The organism is Pseudoflavonifractor sp. BSD2780061688st1 E11, from assembly GCF_005844125.1.
GTDB lineage: Bacteria > Bacillota > Clostridia > Lachnospirales > Lachnospiraceae > Sellimonas > Sellimonas catena.
The window spans coordinates 104,716-126,197 of the sequence record NZ_SPHM01000004.1 but is presented as its reverse complement, the minus strand read 5'-3'; the positions used below and the strand labels follow the sequence as shown (position 1 = coordinate 126,197).

Annotated in this window: 18 protein-coding genes; all 18 read right to left on the bottom strand. The window is 44.6% G+C overall.

All coding sequences use genetic code 11. The features are described 5' to 3' along the window. Window positions 1-110 precede the first annotated feature (110 nt). The 18 genes from FGQ85_RS03165 to FGQ85_RS03080 all read right to left on the bottom strand — a co-directional run bounded on the left by FGQ85_RS03165 (window position 111) and on the right by FGQ85_RS03080 (window position 21,457). Window positions 111-803, bottom strand: a complete 693-nt coding sequence (locus tag FGQ85_RS03165) for an FCD domain-containing protein (RefSeq protein WP_087166662.1) — start codon at window positions 801-803, stop codon at window positions 111-113. Between the two features lie 102 nt (window positions 804-905). Continuing rightward, window positions 906-1,706 carry an HAD-IIA family hydrolase gene (locus FGQ85_RS03160; protein WP_087166661.1) on the bottom strand — a complete coding sequence of 267 codons (801 nt, stop codon included), beginning with the start codon at window positions 1,704-1,706 and terminating at the stop codon, window positions 906-908. Further along, a complete protein-coding gene (locus FGQ85_RS03155; RefSeq protein ID WP_087166660.1) occupies window positions 1,693-2,439 on the bottom strand; it encodes a glycerophosphodiester phosphodiesterase in 747 nt (248 codons plus the stop codon). Before FGQ85_RS03155 ends, FGQ85_RS03160 begins: the two co-directional genes overlap by 14 nt. Before the next feature lie 126 nt (window positions 2,440-2,565). Continuing rightward, window positions 2,566-3,972: an ABC transporter substrate-binding protein gene (locus FGQ85_RS03150; protein WP_087166921.1), complete on the bottom strand. Its 1,407-nt coding sequence runs from the start codon at window positions 3,970-3,972 to the stop codon at window positions 2,566-2,568. Between the two features lie 89 nt (window positions 3,973-4,061). Continuing rightward, a complete protein-coding gene (locus tag FGQ85_RS03145) occupies window positions 4,062-4,970 on the bottom strand; it encodes a carbohydrate ABC transporter permease (protein WP_138372649.1) in 909 nt (302 codons plus the stop codon). 10 nt (window positions 4,971-4,980) lie between these two features. Next, window positions 4,981-5,850, bottom strand: coding sequence for a sugar ABC transporter permease (locus FGQ85_RS03140; protein WP_087251815.1), 870 nt, complete (start codon window positions 5,848-5,850; stop codon window positions 4,981-4,983). Then, window positions 5,847-6,986 carry a sn-glycerol-3-phosphate ABC transporter ATP-binding protein UgpC gene (gene ugpC / locus FGQ85_RS03135; protein WP_087166658.1) on the bottom strand — a complete coding sequence of 380 codons (1,140 nt, stop codon included), beginning with the start codon at window positions 6,984-6,986 and terminating at the stop codon, window positions 5,847-5,849. The genes FGQ85_RS03140 and ugpC overlap by 4 nt, the downstream gene beginning before the upstream one ends. 294 nt (window positions 6,987-7,280) lie before the next feature. Further along, the gene (gene pepV / locus FGQ85_RS03130) at window positions 7,281-8,669 is read right to left on the bottom strand and encodes a dipeptidase PepV (protein ID WP_243128473.1); all 1,389 of its coding nucleotides are present in this window, start codon (window positions 8,667-8,669) and stop codon (window positions 7,281-7,283) included. A gap of 9 nt (window positions 8,670-8,678) precedes the next feature. Further along, window positions 8,679-9,362: a D-lyxose/D-mannose family sugar isomerase gene (locus FGQ85_RS03125; RefSeq protein WP_087166657.1), complete on the bottom strand. Its 684-nt coding sequence runs from the start codon at window positions 9,360-9,362 to the stop codon at window positions 8,679-8,681. Between the two features lie 16 nt (window positions 9,363-9,378). After that, window positions 9,379-10,395: a M20/M25/M40 family metallo-hydrolase gene (locus FGQ85_RS03120; RefSeq protein ID WP_087251816.1), complete on the bottom strand. Its 1,017-nt coding sequence runs from the start codon at window positions 10,393-10,395 to the stop codon at window positions 9,379-9,381. Window positions 10,396-10,420: 25 nt separating this feature from the next. Next, complete coding sequence (locus tag FGQ85_RS03115) at window positions 10,421-13,564, bottom strand: glycoside hydrolase family 38 C-terminal domain-containing protein (RefSeq protein WP_138372634.1); 3,144 nt, start codon at window positions 13,562-13,564, stop codon at window positions 10,421-10,423. Window positions 13,565-13,747: 183 nt separating this feature from the next. Further along, window positions 13,748-16,006, bottom strand: coding sequence for a beta-L-arabinofuranosidase domain-containing protein (locus tag FGQ85_RS03110; protein ID WP_171027868.1), 2,259 nt, complete (start codon window positions 16,004-16,006; stop codon window positions 13,748-13,750). A gap of 79 nt (window positions 16,007-16,085) precedes the next feature. Then, window positions 16,086-16,535: an Rrf2 family transcriptional regulator gene (locus FGQ85_RS03105; RefSeq protein WP_138372632.1), complete on the bottom strand. Its 450-nt coding sequence runs from the start codon at window positions 16,533-16,535 to the stop codon at window positions 16,086-16,088. 69 nt (window positions 16,536-16,604) lie between these two features. Beyond that, window positions 16,605-17,222, bottom strand: coding sequence for a flavodoxin family protein (locus FGQ85_RS03100; RefSeq protein WP_087166653.1), 618 nt, complete (start codon window positions 17,220-17,222; stop codon window positions 16,605-16,607). Between the two features lie 121 nt (window positions 17,223-17,343). Further along, window positions 17,344-18,240 carry an Rpn family recombination-promoting nuclease/putative transposase gene (locus tag FGQ85_RS03095; RefSeq protein WP_138372631.1) on the bottom strand — a complete coding sequence of 299 codons (897 nt, stop codon included), beginning with the start codon at window positions 18,238-18,240 and terminating at the stop codon, window positions 17,344-17,346. A gap of 141 nt (window positions 18,241-18,381) precedes the next feature. Further along, entirely contained in the window at window positions 18,382-19,209 is an 828-nt protein-coding gene (locus FGQ85_RS03090) for a carbohydrate ABC transporter permease (RefSeq protein ID WP_138372630.1), read from the bottom strand. An 18-nt stretch (window positions 19,210-19,227) separates the two neighbouring features. Beyond that, the gene (locus FGQ85_RS03085) at window positions 19,228-20,151 is read right to left on the bottom strand and encodes a sugar ABC transporter permease (protein WP_138372629.1); all 924 of its coding nucleotides are present in this window, start codon (window positions 20,149-20,151) and stop codon (window positions 19,228-19,230) included. Window positions 20,152-20,164: 13 nt separating this feature from the next. Continuing rightward, on the bottom strand, window positions 20,165-21,457 hold the full coding sequence (locus FGQ85_RS03080; protein ID WP_138372628.1) for a sugar ABC transporter substrate-binding protein: 1,293 nt from the start codon (window positions 21,455-21,457) through the stop codon (window positions 20,165-20,167). Window positions 21,458-21,482 lie beyond the last annotated feature (25 nt).

Genomic DNA, 21,482 nt, shown 5'->3' with positions numbered 1-21,482 from the left:
TTTCCTTCCTCTTTCCTTTTGTTATTTGTAGACTATATTCTGTCAGGTATCATCTATATGCTATAATATAGCTTGATTGTTTAAAATAAAAGCACATCAGTTCTGCGGATTCACTGATGTGCTATTGCAATATCATCATATACGCAGTCCAAAAGCTTGTTGTTAATCTTCTGTGCCTTCTTGATATCACGCTCTCTCAACGCCTGATAGAGCATTTCATGATACGGCATGCTTGCCTTGAACGGGTCTTCAATATCCAGCGGAAACTGCCAGAGCTTATCCGTATATTCATCCAGTACTTTCAGTACTGCATAAAACACTTTGTTGTGGCACATCAGGTAGATCTTCTCATGAAATGCCTTGTCCTCTTCGGTATCCCGCTCATCCGCCCGTACCTTCTTCATAAGGACCTCCGTGATCTCCCCCAGTTCGTCCATCTCCTGATCAGTGGCATTCCGCACTACCATGGCCATCAGTTCTGTCTCCATCGCTCTTCTGGCCTCCAGTGCTTCGATCAGAGACTCTCTCTCCATTGTAAAACCGATCAAAGACTCCAGTGCCGTTGCTTTCCTTCCGCGGCATCCTACAAATATGCCTTTGCCGTTCTTCACTTCCACAATGCCTTCCGCCTCCAGAGTCTTCACTGCCTCTCTAAGCGCTGTCCTGCTGACCTGCATCATTTCAATGAACTGTCCCTGAGAAGGAAGTCTGTCACCTTCTTTCAGATCATGTTCCTCTATGTAGCTTTGAATGTACTTAATAATTTCTGATTGTAAAGAAACTCTTTTGATCGGTTTTGCCATCACTGTTCTCCCTATCATGTTCCTTGGGATCATTATATACTTCTTCCAATTCCACGTCAACTGATTTCTTTTTTTTATTAAAATTGTACAAAAGGGCAGAGGTCATGATTCCCGCCATGCCTCTGCCAGTTCGTCGATTGAGGAAAAAATGTAGTCCGGCCCATATCCGCATGCTTCTGCTTCCTGACGCGTGGTCTCTCCGGTCAGTACGAGAGCAGTCTCCACTCCGGTTTTGTGTCCGCAGAGAATGTCCGTATAAAGCCTGTCGCCCACAATCAAAGCCTGTTCTTTTGAAAAATGATTCAGTTTCAGAGAGTACTCGACCATAGCCGTCCCGGGTTTCCCCATATATTCCGGCTGTCTTTTCACCGCATGCTCTATCATTTGACAGATGGCGCCGCAGTCCGGTACATAGCCGAATTCGATCGGGCAGACATAATCCAGATTTGTGGCTATATAGCCCACTTCCGGCCGTGTGCTCAGGATCTGGCAGGTGTCCTGAATCTTTTCGTAAGTCAGCTGATTATCATAAGACACCAGAACACAGGCAATCTCAGGATCCAGACAGTCTACCGTCACCCTGATCCCGTTACGTTTCAGTTCTCTGAGCAGGGATTTTGTTCCCATCACATAGATCAGCTTTCCTTCATAATTCTTTTTCAGATACTGCACAGTGGCAAAAGACGCAGTAATAAAGTTGGAATAATCGGTCATGATTCCCATCTTCTGAAAAGAATGGATATAATCTTCAATGCTTCTGGTAGAATTGTTTGTGATGAACACAAACTGGCCTCCATTGTCCCTGACATCCTCGAGAAACTCTTTTGTCCCGCTGATCAGTCTCTGTCCGATACAGACCGTACCGTCAATATCGAGAAGAAAGAGTTTCTTATTTTTCAGCATGTTCCACCTGCCTGCGTACCGCAATTGCTGTATCCGGATAGTTGGTAATCACGGCTTCCAGCCCTGCCTCGATAAAATGCTTCATATCCTCTTCCCTGTTTACAGTCCAGACACGTACTTTCAGACCGCTCTCCTTCCAGCGTTTCAGGAAATCAGACATATACAGATGGTACAATGCAGGATGCAGTCCCTGTACACCTGTTCCCGCTGCATATTTCTCCACATCCAGTATGACGTCCCCGTACAGATACGCGGTCTCAGCCTCCGGATTCAGCCGGCGAACTTCCTGAATACTGTAGTGGTTGAAAGATGAATAGATGACACGGTCCTCCATCCCCGTCTTTTTTACAATTTCCATTGTCTTCTCTTCGATTTCCGGATACCAGAAAATTCCGGTTTTCAGTTCAATATTCACTTCCATTTTTCCAGGTTTCAGGAGATTCAGCACTTCCTCCAGTGTCGGTATCGTTTCTCCTTCATACGCTTCCATATGATTGTGGAAAGAGAACTTTTTCAGCTCTTCCAATGTATAGTCTCTGACAAATCCGGTTCCGGTGCTGGTCCGGTCAATTTTCTCATCGTGGATGACAACCACTTCACCGTCTTTTGTAAGCTGTACATCCAGTTCTACCCCATCGGAACCCTGTTCCTCTGCGAGCCGAAATGCTGCAAGTGTATTTTCCGGTGCATATCCGCTTGCCCCTCTGTGCGCAAAAATCTTTACTTCTTTCATGATCTTATACCTCCTGTATCATCATAACATTTTTCGCGATAAAGAAAAGCGTGCCGGAAATCATTTCATTCTCTTTCAGACACGCTTTTCCAATTACTGTGGACAGAATTGATCCGTTTTTACTTTTTAGCCGTTGACAAGATTGTATTCTTCAATCGTATCATTGATCTCCTTTGCCATGTTATCCACTGCCTCTTCCGGCGTTACATCTCCGTTCAGCATATTTTCGATCTGAGTCTCAACAATCTGGCGGGATTCCGGGAATACACTGAGGAGTGCTCCTGCGGATTCCGGTGTGGAATCATGCAGCTGATCGAGAGCTGTCTGGAACTGCGGATATTTGGCAATGTTATCCTTGAACGTCTGCTCTTCCTGTGCTCCTGTAACAATCGGGAAGTATCCTGTCTGTGCGTTCCAGTATGCCTGGGATTCCGGAGAAATCAGGAATTTAACAAATTTCCATGTTGCTGCCGCCTTTGTCTCGTCTTCATTGTTCAGTGCCCACAGAGATGCGCCTCCGATAGAAACTCCGCCTTTGTCATCTGAGCTGACTGCCGGATAGTATGCGGTTCCTACTTCAAATTTTCCGCCGCTGTCTTCCAGAACCTGTTTCAGGGAAGCACTTGATCCAACCATCATAGCTGCTTTTCCGGATGTAAAGTCTGTTGTCGCAGTATCACTTCCGGAACGTCCGACGTTCGGAGCATAACCTTTTTCAAAAAGATCATACCATGCATTTAAGATGTTCAGACCGCCGCCGTTTTCATCAAACTCCACTTTGGTAGCTGCTTTTTCACGTCCGTTTCCGTTATTTACCATATTCAGAGCCTGTTTGCAGAGGAACTGTTCGAAATACCAGCCGTAAATGCTGATTGCAAATACTTCCTGAGCTCCACCCTTCTCTTTCAATGCGTCACCTACTTCTGCGATCTCCGGAAGGCTGGTCGGAATATCTGTGATACCCGCAGCATCAAACATATCTTTGTTGTAGTACAGAAGCGGTGTGGAAGAATTGAACGGCATGGAGTACATCGTTCCGTCCTCTGTTGTATAATATGCGGCTACATTCGGTTCGAGCTCCGACATATCATATCCGTCCGCATCGATCATTTCCTGCATCGGAATGATCCATCCTGAATCGATCATGAAACGGGTTCCCAGATCGTAGATCTGTACAAGATCCGCTCCCATGTTTCCGATCTGAGCACTTTTCAGCTTGTTGATCGTATCATCATATTCGCCCTGGTATACAGCTTCTACCGTGATACCATCTTCATTTTCTTCATTAAATTTGTTTACCAGGTAATCCATGGCTTCTCCGTTAACACCGCCCATGGAATGCCAGAATGTAATCGTTGTTCCATTTGTGTCAACATTTTTAAAATTGTCAGTGATCACTCCGGACCCGGTGCTTTCTTCCCCTTCTGAAGTCTGCCCGTTCATCTCGGAAGCGCTTTTCCCGTTTCCACAGCCAGCAAGGGTAGAAACAACCATCAGAGCAGCGAGCATCGCTGCGATTACTCGTTTTTTCATAGATATTTTCTCCTTTTCTTTTTCCGCCGGCGCCCTTTCCGGGTTCATCCGGCGTCTGCCTTCATGTTGATATATGTAAACAGACCAGTCTAACCTTTGACTGCACCTGAAAACATTCCGCTGATCAGCTGTTTCTGTCCTACGATGAAAATCACCATGGACGGAATGATAATTGCCACAACGCCCGCCATCATCAGCGTAATAGACTGGGCATCTACACTGTTCAGCATACTGATACCGATCTGTACGGTCCGCATTTCTTCAGATCCCGTTACAAGAAGCGGCCACATATACATATTCCATGCATTGATGAATGTATACACTGCCATTGCCCCGATTGCGGATTTTGTAAGCGGAATCAGGATCTTTACAATAAATCTCAGGTTTCCGCATCCGTCCAGTTTCGCCGACTCATAAAGAGAGATCGGGAATGTCATATAGAACTGGCGGAAGAGGAAGATTCCCATTGCGGATGTCAGCGATGGAAGAATCAGAACCAGATAAGTATCCAGAATTCCCATGCTGCTGACCGTCAGATAGTTGGAGATGATAACCGCCTCTCCCGGAACCATCATGGTAGCCATGACAAGCATGAACAGAAAGTTTTTCCCTTTGAACTCCAAAAAGGAGAACGCAAACGCCGCAAGAGAACAGGTAATAATCTGTCCGATTGTAATGCATCCTGCTACAAGGAAAGAATTCAGGATAAACCGTACAAGCGGCACCTGTGTGAATGCCCTGATATAATTTTCAAATGTCGGATGTGATGGAATAATGTTCAGATCCATCGTAAAAAGCTCATCTCCCGGCATAATAGATACGATGACAGAGTATAAAAGCGGGAACAGCATAAACAGGGCAAAAATGATATTTACAGCAACCAGCACCGTTTTACGGATTCTCTTTTTCCTCAAGGCGCGGGCGTTCATCAGTCTGTGAAGTTTCTCCACTTCCTCTGCATTATAAGAATCAAGCTCTATTGAAATCGTACTATTCATTCCAGCCATCTTAATATTTGACTCCTTTCTTTTCAATCTTGAACATCACAAGTGTCAGTACCATGATGATCAGGAACAGTACAACGGACTGTGCCGCCGCACTTCCAAATTTGTAGTTAAAAAACGCGTCCCTGTAAATTGAATATACAATTACATTCGTGGACTCTCCCGGTCCTCCGGCCGTCAGGATCTTGATCTGTCCGAAGGACTGGAATGCCTGGATGATATTGACTACAAGTGTATAGAACATAATCGGGCTTAATCCCGGAAGCGTCAGACGGAAGAATTTTTGAATTCCGTTCGCCCCGTCTACAGAAGCACGCTCATAAATGGACTCGTCAATGTTTCCAAGTCCTGCCGAAAAATACAGGAAATTGATCCCGCTGTTCAGCCATGCTGTAAGAACCGCCACACAGATCAGCGCATATTTCGGATCTGCGATCCAGTTGATACCCAGTCCGGTCAGTTTGTTCAGAATACCGATTGTCGGGTTCAGAATAATCTTGAAAATCATTGCGGCTCCACTGGACGCAATCGCCATCGGGAGTGCATAGGATGTGCTGAACACCCTGATTCCCGGAAAGGCCTTGCTGCAGAGCACCGCCCCGATCAGACCGATCAGCATGCTGCCGATTACAACGATTACAACAAAAATCACGGTTACTAAAAGACTGTTATAAAATGATTCTGACGTGAGCAGATCCACGTAATTGTCCAGTCCCACAAACACCTTTGCCTGTCCCAGCTTGTCTGTCAAAAACAGACTCAGGTAGATCGTTTTCACAAAAGGATAAAACAGGAAAACCGCAAACACCAGAAAGCAGGGAATCAAATAGAAATAAGCATTTCTGCCCTTCGTTTTCTCCATCAACTGTTTCATTGCTGACCTCCATGATAAAAAATATTTTTCTCTGTATCTGCATCAAAGAAATGCACCCGGTTCATGTCCACATATAAGGTCATTTCATCTCCCGGAGCTCCCTTTGTATCTACCGTAAGCCGTGCCGCATATTCGCCCGCCCTTTGTTCTTTCAGGTAGAAGATGGACTCTGATCCGAGCATTTCTTTTACTACGACTTTTCCGGTCAGCCTGCATCTGGAAGGATTCAGGTTTGCGTGTTCCTTCTTGACTTCTTCTGAAAAATGCTCCGGACGGATTCCAAGAATTACCTTCTTGTCTGCATACTGTCCTGCCAGCAGAGCCGCCTTCGTCTGCGGAACCTCCAGTTTCTGTCCGGATGCCAGCACAAAATCTACACCGCTTCCGTTTTTCCGGATTGTACCCTCCATGAAGTTCATGGACGGGGATCCGATAAATCCGGCAACAAACAGATCCGCCGGATCTTCATAAATTGTTCTCGGCGCATCCGCCTGACGAATAAATCCGTCTTTCATGACAACAATTCTTGTTCCAAGTGTCATGGCCTCGGTCTGGTCATGCGTAACATAAATGATCGTTGTCCCAAGCCGTTTATGTAAATCCGCAAGCTCTACTCTCATCTGGGCTCTCAGCTTTGCATCCAGGTTGGACAATGGTTCATCCATCAGAAATGCCTTTGGTTTTCTCATAATCGCGCTTCCAATGGCAACCCGCTGTTTCTGTCCTCCCGAAAGCTGTCCCGGTCTTCTTTTTAAAAGAGATTCAATGCCAAGAATGGCCGCAGCCTCATGCACTTTCTGATCAATTTCATTTTTCGGAACCTTCCGGATCTGCAGCGCAAAGGCCATATTATCATAGACTGTCATCTGTGGATATAACGCATAGTTCTGGAAAACCATGGACAGGTCTCTGTCCTTCGGTTCCACATAATTACAGAGCTGCTTGTCAATCCAAAGTTCTCCGCTCGTAATTTCCTCCAGTCCCGCAATCATACGAAGTGTAGTCGATTTCCCGCAGCCGGACGGTCCGACAAAGATGACAAATTCGTTATCATGGATTTCCAGATTAAAATCCTTTACCGCGTAATGCTCTTTGTCATAGGATTTGCATACATTTCTCAATGTAATTTCTGACACAGCTTTTTCCTCCCTTTCTGAAGTTTTATTCTCTTTTTCCCTTATTTCTTTCACAACACGAGAAATTATATTGATTCATCATTAATGTTTGATGGAATTTTTGTTAAATGGTCGTTAAAAATTTTTTCCCTCTTGTTTCCTTTTCTTTTCCCTTTATTTCCGCGGTTTTTCAGCGCAAACCGGACTGTTTTTCTTTCTTATTTTCGTAAAATTCCTGTTATTCAATGTAAAATTTACGTATACTTTTTCATAAAAAAAGGACGGGAAGCACATTCCCGTCCGGATTATTTCGTATTATTTTTTTGCAAGTTCCGCCATGGCTGCCGCTGTCAGCTCAATAGATTTCATAAGATTTTCAACCGGCATCTGCTCATTTGGCTGGTGGGCTACATCCGGTTCTCCCGGAAACATCGGTCCGAATGCCACCATGTTTTTAAACATTTTGGCATACGTTCCTCCTCCGATTGCCTTTGGTTCAGGATCTTCGCCGGTGCCCTCCCGGTATACTTCCATCAGTTTCCGGACAAGTTCAGAATCTTTCGGAACATAGAGCATATCAGTTGTTCTGTGTACAAGAATCTCCATTCCATAGGAGGAAAGCGCCGTATGCAGCTGATGATATACCACATCCGCATCACCGTTTTTCGGATAACGGATATCCAGATTCAGATTCATTTCCTCCTCTGTATATTCGATTACACCGAGATTGACAGTTGTCTCACCGGTTTCCTCATCCCGGAAACAGATTCCCAGTGTTTCCCCATTTGTTTCCTTTCCGATTTTCTGGCATACAAAATCAGCCATTTTCTGGAAGTCTCCACCGATTCCCATTCCCCGGACTGCAAGAAGAAGCTTCACAACCGCGTTTTCTCCGAGTTCCGGTCTGCTGCCATGCGCGCTGACTCCTTCTGCCTCAATTACCGTATTTCCATCCCGGATGCTTACTGTAACACTGTCATCTGCAAGCTCATGCTCTCCTTCCAGAACAAGTCTGCAATGAAGCGGCACAATATTTCCGGCAGTTCCGCCCCGGAACTCAAGGACACGGATTTCTCCCTGTTCCGGGTGTTTTTTCCCTCCGATCACGGTTGTCATTCCCTTTTCAAAAAAGATAAGCGGATATTCCGCATCCGGAGTGATTCCCAGCACCGGATGTTCTTCCCCGGCTTCAACATAATGTTTGATGCAGTCACATCCACGCTCTTCATTCGTTCCGAAGATCACACGTACTCTGCGGTCCAGCGGAAGGTTCAGATCCTGAATGGCTTTCATTGCATAGATAGCGCCGATCGTCGGCCCTTTATCATCAGCCACACCTCTTCCGTAAAGGATTTCATCATGGATCTCAGCTCCAAATGGAGGGTATTTCCAGTCATCACCCACCGGTACTACGTCCAGATGTCCGAGAACCGCAATCATCTCATCCCCTTCTCCCATCTCTACGTAACCGGCCTTGTTATCCACATTGCCCGTACGAAATCCTAATTTTTTCCCCAGCTGAAGCGCAAAATCCAGCGCTTCTTTCGGGCCTTTTCCATATGGTGCACCTTCTTCCGGCTCACCGCCTACGCTGTCAATCCGGATACAGTCCTGAATTCCTCCGATAATCTCATCCTGCATTTCCCGGATTTTTTCCCTTAATTTTGTATAATCCATGGTTTCATCTCCTCTTTTCTGCTCCATGATTCTTCCTTACTCCTCTGCTTCCGGATATTCATTGCAGAGCAGACGGTATGGTGCTTCATCCTCTTCAATTTCCGGAAATCTTCCGACCTCTTCATAGAAACGGTTATCTACATTGTCATCGTTGCACATGGAAACTTCCCCGATCAGCACATCACCGGTTCCCGGTTCTACATCAAAATCGTGATACTGATGCGGCCACAGGGTAATGCTCTCTCCCGGCTGCAGCCTGACTCCCGTTCCGGCTTTTACCTGATATGACCTTCCGTCCGAATTTACTGTCACATCAGTATCCGCAAGCCCTCCTTCTCCATCATCATTATACAGATGGATGATCAGAGTTCCGCCGCCCCGGTTAATGATGTCCTCCGACTTTTTCCAGTGGAAATGCATCGGGGAATGCTGTCCTTCTTTCAGCATCAGCAGTTTTTCCGCATAGACTTTTTTATATTTCGGATTATTCTGGTTTCCGTTCCGGATTGTAATCAAAGAAAATCCGACCTTGTCAAAATCTCCCAGCCCGTAGTCCGTAATATCCCATCCAAGCATGTTGTCACGGATCTCATCATACTCATGTCCTTTTTCCCGCCAGTCTTCCGGTGTCCAGTGACAAAATGGCGGAAGCTCAAATCCATGCTCTTTGATCAATGCTTCCATGTCTTTAATACACTGATTGATTTTTGATCGTTTCATCCTCTCATTCTCCTCCTTACTTGATTTTTTCCTGTGTGATAATCGGAATTTCCTCCTGAAGATAACATTCCATCAGCCGGATACATGCTTCCACATCATCCAGATTGACAATACTGTTCGGTGTATGACCATACCTGGTCGGAATCGAAATCCCAAGTACTTTCACACCGCCTCCTGACTTATTGATTGCCCCTGCATCAGTACCTCCTGCCACAAGTGCGTCCCGCTGATACGGAATCCGGTTTCTTTCGGCGCAGTCGATCAGCCCTTTGGTCATCTCACAGTCGCAGATGACACTGCTGTCATTGATTTTGATCGCTGCCCCTTTTCCGAGTACCGGATTCCCATTTTCATCACCCGGGACATCAAAAGATCCGGTAATATCAACAGCGATTCCAAGATCCGGTTTTACTGTTTCTGCCGAAGTTGTAGAACCGAACAGTCCGACCTCCTCCTGTACAGTGTATACAAAATAGAGATCATGATAACAGTTTTTGATTCTCTTCAACGCTTCAGTCTGAATATAGCATGCAATCCGGTCATCAAAGGCTTTGGACATCACATTGCGTCCCGCAAGTTCTGCATAATCTCCGCAGAATACCGCGCAGTCGCCCGGTTTGACATACTTTCCGGCCTCTTCCTTTGACATCGCTCCGATATCAATATAAAGTTTGTCAATCTCTTTAGGCTTAACGGTATCTATCGGATCCGTTACTCCGACTGTTCCAACAGTTCCGTTTTCAAAACGTACTCTGTTCATGAAGGAGCACAGTGCGGACACCCCTCCGATCTGCTTCACTTTCAGAAGTCCGTTGTCTAGAATCTTCACTACACAGAGGCCGATCTCATCCATATGTGCCGCACACATGATTTTTTTCTTGTCAGCTCCGCTTCCCCGCTTTAAAACAATCAGATTCCCCATTGCGTCTCTTGTAATTTCGTCCGCATAATCCATGACTTCCCTGATAATCAGGTCGGACACATTTTTTTCCAGTCCGCTTACTCCCCACGTCTGTGTATAATCCTTGATCATTTTTTCTCCTTTTCCCCGGTTCCATTTATTCAAAGATCAGCCGGAATGTCTTAATCTCATATGGTTTAAATACGGTCTCAAAACAGTTTTTGCCGGCCGTAAGTTCTTCTTCATTTTCTTCCAGAAGATTACATTCATATACATGTGCAATCGGATATGCTGTCTGAATCTGTGCTCTGACGCGATTATTTTTATTCTCGTACATTCTGACAATCACGCCGTTTCCATCTTCTGCTTTTTTGATGACTTCCACAAAACAGCTCTCCTGACTGCATTTCAGAAAGCTTTCGTATTCTCCGCCGCAGCCCTCCTGCCTTCCGGTTCTCTTTGCCAGCATCGGCACATTCAGGTTGTATGCCATCTCTACGGTTTTCGCTTCCTGCCATCTTCCCGCATGCGGATAGATGGAATAGGTAAATTCATGCTCTCCGATATCAGCATCTTCGTTCGGATAGGTTCCGGATTTGATCAGAGTCAGACTCATATCACCTTTTTTGATTCCATATCCATACTTACAGTCATTGAGCAGACTGATTCCGGAACTGTTTTCTGAAAGATCCGCCCACTTGTGTCCACACGCTTCAAATTTCGCCGTATCCCAGCTGTAGTTGTTTGTCGTCTCACGTTCCACATTTCCAAACTGGATTTCATATGACGCTCTTGTCGTATTGACATCTACCGAAAAATGTGTTTTCAAAATCACATGATGCGTTTTCCAGTCTGCTTTCGTCCGGAAGTCAATCCTCGGGATCTGGTGATACAGACATACCTGCTGCGTCACTGTCGAATCAAGGAATCCACATTCAAATTCCACTACCATGCGGACTTCTCCATTTTCAATAACTCTTGCCGGAGAATACCAGTCTGCCTCATAAGGTTTTCTCTGATAAAACACGTCAATGTCCCAGTTATCCCACTGCATCGGACGGTCTTCATATGTCCGTAGAACGTTACCGCACCTGCCTTCCTGAATCAGCTCTTTTTCTGCTTCTTTTTCATAGAGCGACGTAATTTCCATCTTCTCATTAAAACAGACCTTGATAAATGGATTCTCAAATGTGTAATCCCATTCTTTTCCGGTACTTTCTTCGAGTAATTCCTCTGTTTCATATAATTTTTTATATCCAAGCGGCGGAATATGGCTTACATAGAGCAGATATCTGCCATCTGCCGTTTTTTGCGCAGGCACATTTCTTCCGTCTTCATCTACAAGTCTCGGGATTTCTGTTCCATCATCCAGCACTACGAGATCATCTCTCTCATATCCCTGGGTATTCATCACTACGACGCCTTCTTTTTCCATTGAAAGCCTGCCGACAGCCGCGGATACAACCCGATTCAATTCCTCTTTTCCCGCCTCTTCAATTTCATGATATTCTTTATCTGTCTGTTCGTACACCGGTTTGATACTGGAACCCGGTACAATATCATGGAACTGGTTGATGAGAAGAATATCCCAGCCCTTGTCCAGCACATTTTGAAGCTGTTCATCTTTTTCTATACCGGCCATACAGGAGGCCGTCTCCATCTGCGTGTACAGAATCTCGTTCTTTCTGTTACTCCGCTTGTTTCTTGCCATGGAAGTCAGAGTTCCCCTGTGGTATTCGAAATACAGTTCTCCATCCCAGGTCGGCATGTCCGGAAGATCGTGTATCTTTTCATATGTCCGGTCAAAATAATCCTGTTCAAATTCCTGACGGATTTTCGGAATTCCCGGTATTCCGTATTTCAGCCTTTCGGCACTCTCCAGCATTTCTTTGGTCGGACCGCCGCCTCCATCGCCGAATCCAAAGAGCATCAAAGTATCTTCTGTCAGATCACGGTTCTGGAACCGTTTAAATGTTCCAAGCGCCATATTCGGGTTTACAATTCCTGTATAGGTCGTTGTATTTCTTGTATCAGAGAAAGAAATATTCAGTCCCTGATCCTTATCATAATCCGTTGTTGTCGGCATAAATGCAAAGACTTCCGATCCATCGATTCCCTTCCATATGAATGTGTCATTCGGAAGCTGGTCGTACTGATTCCATGCGATTTTCGTTGTCATGAAATATGGAATTCCGGATTTTTTCAGAATCTGCGGCAGTGCGGCAGAATAACCGAAAACATCAGGGAGCCACAGAGATTTACTTTCTTTTCCAAACTCCTCCAGAAAGAAACGATGCCCCTTGATGATCTGTCTGACAAGTGATTCTCCTCCCGTCAGATTGCAGTCTGCTTCCAGCCACATGGCTCCGTCTACTTCCCATCTGCCTTCCCGGATCCGTTCTTTGATTTTCTCATACATTTCCGGCTCCTGCTCTTTTACAAACTGATAGAGAATCGGCTGACTGGACATGAATTTATAGTCCGGATACTGCTCCATGAGACGAAGTACAGTAGAAAAGCTGCGAAGTACTTTCTCCCTTGTCTGCTCCACCGTCCAGAGCCATGCAATATCAATATGTGTATGCCCGATGGCGCTGACTGTCGGGCACTCCCGTTCTTCACTATAGAAAGCTTCTTTTAAAATCTGTTCAGCCTTTTCAATCGAACTGTAAAATTTCTCCGAGTATGCATCCCGCAAATCAAGTGCATCCAGCGCCGGTGCCATACTTTGAAGTACTCTTCTGTAGTTTTCTTCGTCCGCCTTTTTCAATACATAGGCACTCTGAAGAGGAATCAGCAAATCATAATACAGTTTCTGTACCCGGTCATCTACTGCAATAAGGTATGTATGAATCACAAGATCCCCTTCTACCATCCCGCTATAGGCAAGAACCGCAATTTCATAAGAGTCACCGGCCTTTGCCTTTCCTGAGATTGTCACTTCCCGATGATTCACATCAATCCCCTGAATCAACTGTCCGTCCAGATAGAAAATCATCTGCGGATTCGTTGCATCCCATTCACCTTCCCGTCCTGTTGTAATCAGGAACTCCACATGCTTCCCGTCCATAGATTCCGGGATCGTAATTGTTGTACGGAACCACCGGTGGGCATCCACCTGATTCCACGCCGTTCCCATTACATAGTCTTTCCATTGTCCATCAATTGCACATACATGCCCGTCCTTTTTCTTTCCTTCCAGGCTTTTATAGGCTGTAATTTCTCTTTTTTCTACAATAATCATCTTTTCGATATCTTCTCTCAGCCTTTGCGCCCGCCCCAGTTCAAAAATCAGATTCATATTACCTCCCGGTGCCATAAGCTATATTATAGGTTGGATATAGCGTATCATTTTTTGTGCAATATGTCAATTCCTGACGGGTGTTTTCCCCAATAGTTGTAAATTCTTTGAACAATTTCTTCTATAAACAGGAAAATCCCGAAGTTCATCTCCGGAATTTTCACTGCATACATTGCTGCCTTGTTACTTCTTCTTCCAGTACACCTGAAATGCTTCTTCCTCAATATCAAACAGCGGTTTCCAGGTCAGATCCCGATACTGAAATTCCAGCCCTGTTTTGCGTACTTCATCAGCTGCCTTTTGACCGTCAAGATCCAGTTCCAGAAAATTCTTGTCACCGCTCAAGGCCGCCAGGACATATGGTCCGTACAGCAGGGTATGAAGTTCCGGACGGTCCGGGGTCTTTTCCAGATAAAATCCGCACGGGAACAGGCAGCGGATTTCATGCCTGCCTTCCGGCACATCCATCTGGATATATCCATCCGCTTCGGTCCATCCATTCTGTTCCACACTATCCATCCAGATTTTTCTTCCTTCCCGGCTCCATTTTGGAATCCGGATATACATCGGGAATTCTCTCTTGCTTTCCACTTCCAGAATAACCGATTCCGGAGCTTCCATCTCTGTTTTCTGACGGATGGTGATTCCGGCCTCTTTCCATTCCAGCCTGGATTTTACAAACAGATTGACAAACAGTTTCTCTCCCTGATATGCGTAAATCATATCGGCATATTTGAAATGACTCTCCATTCCCGTTCCATGGCAGCAGGAATTCTCATGCTCAAATTCTTTATGGAATCCCGGAGCCAGCGGCATAAAGTATACCGTTTCTCCCGTTGCACCATGTTCTCTGCCTCCAAGAATATGATTGGTCATTGTCCTCTCATAATAATCCATCATTTCCTTTTTATTCTCATACCGGTACAGCTCTTTTGTGAGCTTCAGCATATTATAGGATGCACAGCTTTCCGCTGTATGCTTTGTCAGGAGATTCCCGATGCACCCCGGACCGTGAAACATCTCATTTTCTCCGGTTCCTCCGATCGTATATAAGTGCGACTCTGTTACCGCTTTCCAGAAATAGGAAGCAATGTCATAATACCGCTTTTCTCCGGAGGCACGGAATATTTCCATTGCCCCTATCACCTGAGGAATATGCTGATTCGCATGCAGGTTTTCCAGCGCATCAATCCCTTTTTCCATTGGCAGAAACAGCTTTTCGTTATCAAAATATCCGGCGGTCTCCAGGAATTCTTTCTTTCCGGTAATCCGGTACAGTCTGGCCATGACGTCATTCATTCCACCATATTCACCCGCAATGTACATTCCCCACATCTTCATCCGCTTTTCCCTCGGAAGCCCCGAAAGACGGCGATATACCCACTCACCAAGTTTTACGGCAATTTCAAGTGCCTGGTCAATTCCGACAAACTCATAACAGTCCAGAAGACCTGCAAAAATCTTGTGAAGTGTATAATAAGGAGCCCATATCTCAGGATACGGGGTGTATTCCTCCAGCTTATCAAACTGATCTTCCGGGTACCCGCTTAAAAATCCTTTCCGGATTCCCGGTATTTTTTCAAAAGCATCCTGACATTTGCCAAGTTCCTCAATCATATAACATGCTTTTTCTTTAATCGTTTTGTTTCCGCCTGCCTTATAGCAAAGCGCAAGCGCTGACAGATAATGACCGCTTGTATGCCCTTTGAGATGACATTCCGGCGCGTCCCATCCGGTCATCGGCTCTGCTCCTTTCACATCCAGCCCGCTGGCCTCCCTGAAATTATAAAGCATTCTGTCATCATCCATCTGAAGCAGAAATTCCTGCATCTCCTCCTGTGCTGTATAAAATCTGCTTCCCTCCTCCAGGACTGCTTCTCCATGGTCAAAATAGCCAATCAGCGGTTCTGTGTTCTTTTCCACTTTCTGAATCTCTTTTTTGACTGTCACTTTGCAGAAAACCGGAAAGTCCAGGCCGTCCAGCATGCCTTCCTCCCGAAAGTTTCCGACCCGTTCATATACTCTTTGCGCACCCTCTTTCCAGTTTATCCGGTGTACCAGTGTCTTCCCGTCTCTGGTATGAATCACAGCCACATACGGAAGATAAACCTGTACCCCCGCCTGTGCCTCCAGCTCCGGTTCTTCTACACTTTCAACCACTATTTGAGGCTTCTCTTCCAGGATACAGACTTTATACTCTTTCTCCTCTGTAACACCGCCGGCACAAAATGTTGCCCATAGTGAGATCGTCCGGTCTCCCGTCCCGTACGGAGGTCTTTTTACATTTCCTTCAGAATCCAGGAAGCGCTCGTGTCCTGATTTCCAGATAATTTCTGACCCATACTTTCCCTTTTTGGGAAGATTCAGATTAAACTCTACTGTATTCAGATTACCAAGGTACAGGGCTTCCATGTCTTTTTTGATGATTTCTTTCGCTTCCACGTTCTTTCTCCTTTTCATTTGCTCTTTAAAAACAGATTGGTGTAAAAATGGAGCCATTGCTCCATAGATGTTCTTTCATCTAGTCTGCAACGGCTCCTGTGGAGATATAGTTCTCCGTATCCCGTCTGACATCCTCCAAAGTGATGGATGCAAGTTCTCTTTCCATTGCGGTTTGCACACGTTCCAGCTTATCATCCAGTATTCTGTGAATATTTCTCCCGACAGGACAGTCGGCATTTGGATTCTCATGAAAGTGGAACAGTTCTCCATTTTCAATACACTCCACTGCACGGTAAATATCGAGAAATGTGATTTCACTTAATGGTTTGGCAACCGTTGTTCCTCCTGAACCCCGTGCCACATTTACAAGCCCCGCCGCCTTCAGCTGCAGAAGAATCTTCCGGATAATCACCGGATTTACATTGGTACTCTCCGCAATTAAACTGCTTGTGACCTTATGATCTTTTCCAAACACATCGATACAGGCAAAAATGTGTACTGCCAGAGTAAATCTACTTGAAATCTGCATCGTAAATTCCTCCTTCATGCATACTATTTTATCCGCATTTCGATGTAATGTCAACGATTACAATATGGTCTAACGGACAAAATTTGTTCTGATCGGATCTTCCTTTTCCGGCAGTCCATATGTTTCTTTTCCGAGCTTAATACTCTTCATCAGAAATGCCATATTTCTGGCAAGTGTGCGCATACTCTGCAATCCTTCCGCATCCTCTGCGGCCTCTCCCGGCTCTCTTCCGTGAATGCTGTTCCAGTACTGTCCGGATGCTACCGGCATGCCTGAAATAGTAAAAAATTTATTCAACTCATCAAAAGTAGAGGAAAGTCCACCTCTTCTGGCTACTGCCACCGCAGCACCGACTTTCATTGTTTTATCAAAATGTGTACTGTAGAAAAGTCTTGTCAGAAATGCTACCAGTGTTGCATTTGCTGACGCATAATAGACCGGTGATCCTACAACAAGTCCGTCACATTCCTCAAACTTCTCTGCCGCCTGATTTACAATATCATCAAAGACACATCTGCCTTTCTCGAAACACTGCCCGCAGGCTATGCAGCCTCTGACCGGCTTGTTTCCGACATGCAGAATTTCTGTCTCAATTCCCTCTTCTGCAAAAATTTTTTCCATTTCCTGCAAGGCAATCGATGTATTCCCGTTTTTCTTCGGACTTCCATTGATCATCAATACTTTCATGATATGTACCTCCTGACTCAAAATTGATGTTTCCCAACAATACTATTATAACACCAGAAGGCCGGTTTTCAAATCTTCTTTATAACGGCCGGAAAGGATATCCGGCTGCCCGCCGGAGCAATCACAGGAGTTTCTGAAACTCTTCCACTGTCGTTCCATATTCCTCTGCCGCCTGCTCCAGCGTCAGAAGATGTTTCCGGTAAAGATTAATCAATGTTTCTTTTCTGCCCTCCATCTGTCCTTCTTTTCGGAGTCCTTCCTCATACTGCTCCTGATTGAACTCTTCCAGAATCACGTCCTTCACCTCCGCACTGTTTTTCTTCAGGAATTCTTTCAGTATATCCTGTTCAATACAGTTCTTCTGAGCTTTCCGAACCGCTTCTTCTATGGAAAATCCATGCTTCTGGTTCTCCCGGACCTCGTTTACAAAGTATGCGTACTCCCACAAAATTTTGCAGTTTTCCAACAATTCTTCGTTATGTCCCAGGTTAATATTAATCACCATTACATTGCACTCCAAAGCTGCCTGCCCTGTGAATTCCGATTTCATGAACGCATCCGAAAGCTTCAATTCCTGGTATTCGTCTTCCGCCTTTCCTCCATTATAGAATACCACATATACCGGAACCGGTAAAGGAATCTGCCCGGAGCTGTAAATATTAAGGTCCATTTTCTTTATATAGTTTTGATAAATTCTCGCCAGATAGAAAAGTCCACGTACGGGCATATTCGGATTCACTGTGCTTTGGTGTTCGTACAGATTCATAATGCTGGAAAAAAGAAAAGATACGTCGTTTTTCATTCCTACATAAATAACATCTTCCAGTGTTGTAATTTCCATTTCATCGGGGTTTGTGTAAGAAGAGTTGTTCAATGCATTGTAGAGAGATAAAAGATTTTTCCTGTCCCGGAAGATCATTCGGAAAAGTGTGTCTTTGTACTTTCGATTAACACTGCTGTTTTGAGATATGGTTTTTCTGTGAGTTTTAGATATGGTTTTTCTTTGCTTTTTACGCATAGGCAGAAGCCTCCTTTGAATTGAAAATAAATCAGATTTGAACATAGATTTGTGATTAGATTACTCTCTCAGCATAGCAGAATCCGCGGTAAAAAGCAAGGGCGCAGATTTTTCTGCGCCCCAAAAATACTTATGTAATTTTTAGCCTTTAATACCAGACTGTGCAACACCTTCAATGAACTGCTTCTGGAAAATAACAAAAACAACAATCATCGGAATAACTGCCAGTACTGCACCGGCCATCTGTACAGGATAATTTGTCGCATACTGTCCTTTCAGAAGTGACAATGACGGTGCAAGTGTCATCTTCTGAGGATCTGAATTGACAATTAACGGCCACATAAAGTCGTTCCATGCAAATCTTGCTGTGAAAATTACCAGCGCTACAATACCCGGTTTTACAAGTGGTAACATAATCTTTCCAAAAATCTGGAAACGGTTACATCCATCCAGCAGCGCCGCCTCTTCCAGTTCCTTTGGCAGAGACATGAAGAACTGTCTCAAAAGGAAGGTACCAAACGCACTAAAGAGGTTTGGAAGAAACAGGCCGGGAATTGTGTTGGCAAGTCCTAAATTCTGAATAATCAGATACTGTGGAATCAGGAAAATCTGTCCCGGAACCATCAGAATTGCTAACAAAATCAGGAACAGTGCATTCTTAAACGGAAATTCGATTCTGGCAAAACCATAAGCCGCCATTGTACAGAATGCTACCTGAAATAATACTGTCAGTACAGTAACAAACACTGTATTAAGATAAATCTTTGCAAATGGTAATACGTCAAATACATACTGATAAGATTCCGTATTTAAACTTTCTGGAAGAATTGTCGGAGGAATTTTCATAGATTCCGGCAATGTCTTAAATGATGTAAAAATCATCCAGAGAAACGGGAATACAGTGATTGCAATACCGGCAATCAATATAATATGTATAATTAAATGGCTTCTAGCCCTCGCTGTTTTCACGATATCTCATCCTCTCTTTTAATCGTAGTTAACCCATTTCTTCTGTCCCCACAGCTGAATCACTGTGATAATCATAATGATTACGAACATAAAGATAGAAATGGCTGCCGCATATCCTTTATATCCATATACGAACGCGTTCTGATAGAACAGTACGTTTACAGTCTTAATTGCGTTAAATGCCGGGTTCTTATCCATGTCTATCATCATGTAGAGTGTATCGAACACCTGGAATGCACCAATTAATCCTGTGATCGTTACGAAAAAGATTGTAGGAGATACCAGCGGGATTGTAATCTTAAAAAACCTTTGCACAGGACCCGCGCCGTCAATTTCTGCAGCTTCATAATATGATTTCGATACTCCCTGCATACCCGCAAGAAGAATGATCATATTATAACCGGCACCACCCCAGATACCAACCAGCATAACGCAGAACAATGCCGTGTGCGGGTTTGTGAGCCAGCTTTGACCTTCGATTCCGAAAATTCCAAGCACTTCGTTCAGAATACCATAATCTCCATTGAAGATCAGTTTCCAAACAAGGGCTACCGCTGCCGCCATGGTAACTGACGGCAGGAAGTAGATGGTTCTGTATAACCCTTTCCCTTTGATTTTTGAATTCAGGAATGTAGCCAATACCAGCGAAATAATTAATCCAACCGGTACAGTAATAACAGCGTATAAAAACGTATTTTTCAGTGCCAGAAGAAGTTCCGGCTCATTAAACAACTGTTTATAGTTTTCTATTCCGTTAAATGTTGCCATATTAAACTTGTTTACATCGTTAAAACTGAACCAGAAGTTCTGAAAGAATGGAAACACGTAAAATATGAACAATCCGATTGTAACCGGTGCAATGAAGAGATATCCGGCAACCCAGTCCTTTTTCTGACGTCTGGTTGCTTTTTTCTTCACCGCCTTAGTATTTGCTTTACTCATAGTATCACCTTAATTATTTAGAATTCATTTTTTCAAGGATCGGATCCTGTTCTTTTGCAATGTTTTTACATGCATCTGCAAGATTTGTTTCACCTTTCCAAGCTGGTTCAAGATATTTCTTTTCAACCTGGCTGAGCTCAGATGTTACTTTGCAGTGAGGCAGTAATTCGGAGTTTGCTACATTGTCAAGGAATACCTGGCAGTCTACTTCGTCATGTGCATCAACAAAATACTGCTGGCAGTCATTTCTTGCAGAAATACATACTCCGGATTCACCCTGAATCTTCTGAGCTTCTTCGCTTCCTAACCACAGAGCGAATTCTTTTGCTTCTTCTGGATGTTCTGTATTTGCAGATACAGAGAATGCAAGTCCGTTGATGATATCTGTATCTTTTCCGTTGAATGTAGGTCTCTTAGCAATACCGTACTTTCCTTCCAGAGTCTTGTTGTATGATGTAATCATATAGTTTCCGGAGAAGTACATTGCAAGCTGTCCACCCTGGAACATTGCATCCGGGTCTGTATCGGACATCTGCTGAAGTGTAGGAGACAGTCCGTCTAATACAAGATCAAGCCATGGCTGGATACCGTCGATTGTAGCCTGTTCGCCCCATCCGGATTTCTCATTTCCTTCGCTCAGGAAATATCCGCCGTTTGCATATACAGTTGCATCATATGTTGTCTGTCCGGAGTTTCTGTTGATTGCTGTCGGGTACACACCTTCCGGAAGTCCTGCTGCCTGAAGATCTTCGCATGTCTTGCGGAAGTCTTCAAATGTCCATCCGTCCTGCGGATAAGCAACGCCTGCCTGGTCAAAGATTTCTTTGTTATAGAATACTGCGTTGGTATCGAAGTCTTTTGGAATTCCGTAAAGTTTACCGTCTACTGTATATCCATCTACCAGCGGAGCCGGGAAGTTCTCATGAACTTTCAGATCAGATTCTGCTTCTGCATCTGTCAGATCCATAAGGATACCTGCATCTGCATATTCTTCTACATGAAGAACATTCATTGTGATGATGTCCGGAGCACTTCCGCCTGTTGCACTTGCTTCCAGTTTTGTCCAGTATTCGGACCAGGTTGTAAGCTGAGTAGTAACATTAACGTCTGGATGCTCTTTGTTGTATGCTTCTGCCATTTTTTCCATTACAGGCTGCTGGTCAGAATCCCATACACTCATTACCAGTTCTACTTTTCCATCTTTGCTTCCACCGCTTTTACCGTCACCGCCGCATCCGGCAAGGAGGCCAGCGCCGAGAAGAGCTGTCAAACCAACAGCCGTAATTTTTTTGAGGTTCTTTTTCATAATAACACTCTCCTTTTCTTTTTTA

Bases quoted from the DNA above. Each gene is read 5' to 3' on its own strand.
- FGQ85_RS03165 (WP_087166662.1), bottom strand. From the start codon at position 803: ATGGCAAAACCGATCAAAAGAGTTTCTTTACAATCAGAAATTATTAAG.
- FGQ85_RS03115 (WP_138372634.1), bottom strand. From the start codon at position 13,564: ATGAATCTGATTTTTGAACTGGGGCGGGCGCAAAGGCTGAGAGAAGAT.
- FGQ85_RS03105 (WP_138372632.1), bottom strand. From the start codon at position 16,535: ATGCAGATTTCAAGTAGATTTACTCTGGCAGTACACATTTTTGCCTGT.
- FGQ85_RS03120 (WP_087251816.1), bottom strand. From the start codon at position 10,395: ATGATCAAGGATTATACACAGACGTGGGGAGTAAGCGGACTGGAAAAA.
- pepV (WP_243128473.1), bottom strand. From the start codon at position 8,669: ATGGAGCAGAAAAGAGGAGATGAAACCATGGATTATACAAAATTAAGG.
- FGQ85_RS03140 (WP_087251815.1), bottom strand. From the start codon at position 5,850: ATGAAACAGTTGATGGAGAAAACGAAGGGCAGAAATGCTTATTTCTAT.
- FGQ85_RS03085 (WP_138372629.1), bottom strand. From the start codon at position 20,151: ATGAGTAAAGCAAATACTAAGGCGGTGAAGAAAAAAGCAACCAGACGT.
- FGQ85_RS03100 (WP_087166653.1), bottom strand. From the start codon at position 17,222: ATGAAAGTATTGATGATCAATGGAAGTCCGAAGAAAAACGGGAATACA.
- FGQ85_RS03155 (WP_087166660.1), bottom strand. From the start codon at position 2,439: ATGAAAGAAGTAAAGATTTTTGCGCACAGAGGGGCAAGCGGATATGCA.
- FGQ85_RS03150 (WP_087166921.1), bottom strand. From the start codon at position 3,972: ATGAAAAAACGAGTAATCGCAGCGATGCTCGCTGCTCTGATGGTTGTT.
- FGQ85_RS03095 (WP_138372631.1), bottom strand. From the start codon at position 18,240: ATGCGTAAAAAGCAAAGAAAAACCATATCTAAAACTCACAGAAAAACC.
- FGQ85_RS03125 (WP_087166657.1), bottom strand. From the start codon at position 9,362: ATGAAACGATCAAAAATCAATCAGTGTATTAAAGACATGGAAGCATTG.
- FGQ85_RS03145 (WP_138372649.1), bottom strand. From the start codon at position 4,970: ATGAATAGTACGATTTCAATAGAGCTTGATTCTTATAATGCAGAGGAA.
- FGQ85_RS03160 (WP_087166661.1), bottom strand. From the start codon at position 1,706: ATGCTGAAAAATAAGAAACTCTTTCTTCTCGATATTGACGGTACGGTC.
- FGQ85_RS03080 (WP_138372628.1), bottom strand. From the start codon at position 21,457: ATGAAAAAGAACCTCAAAAAAATTACGGCTGTTGGTTTGACAGCTCTT.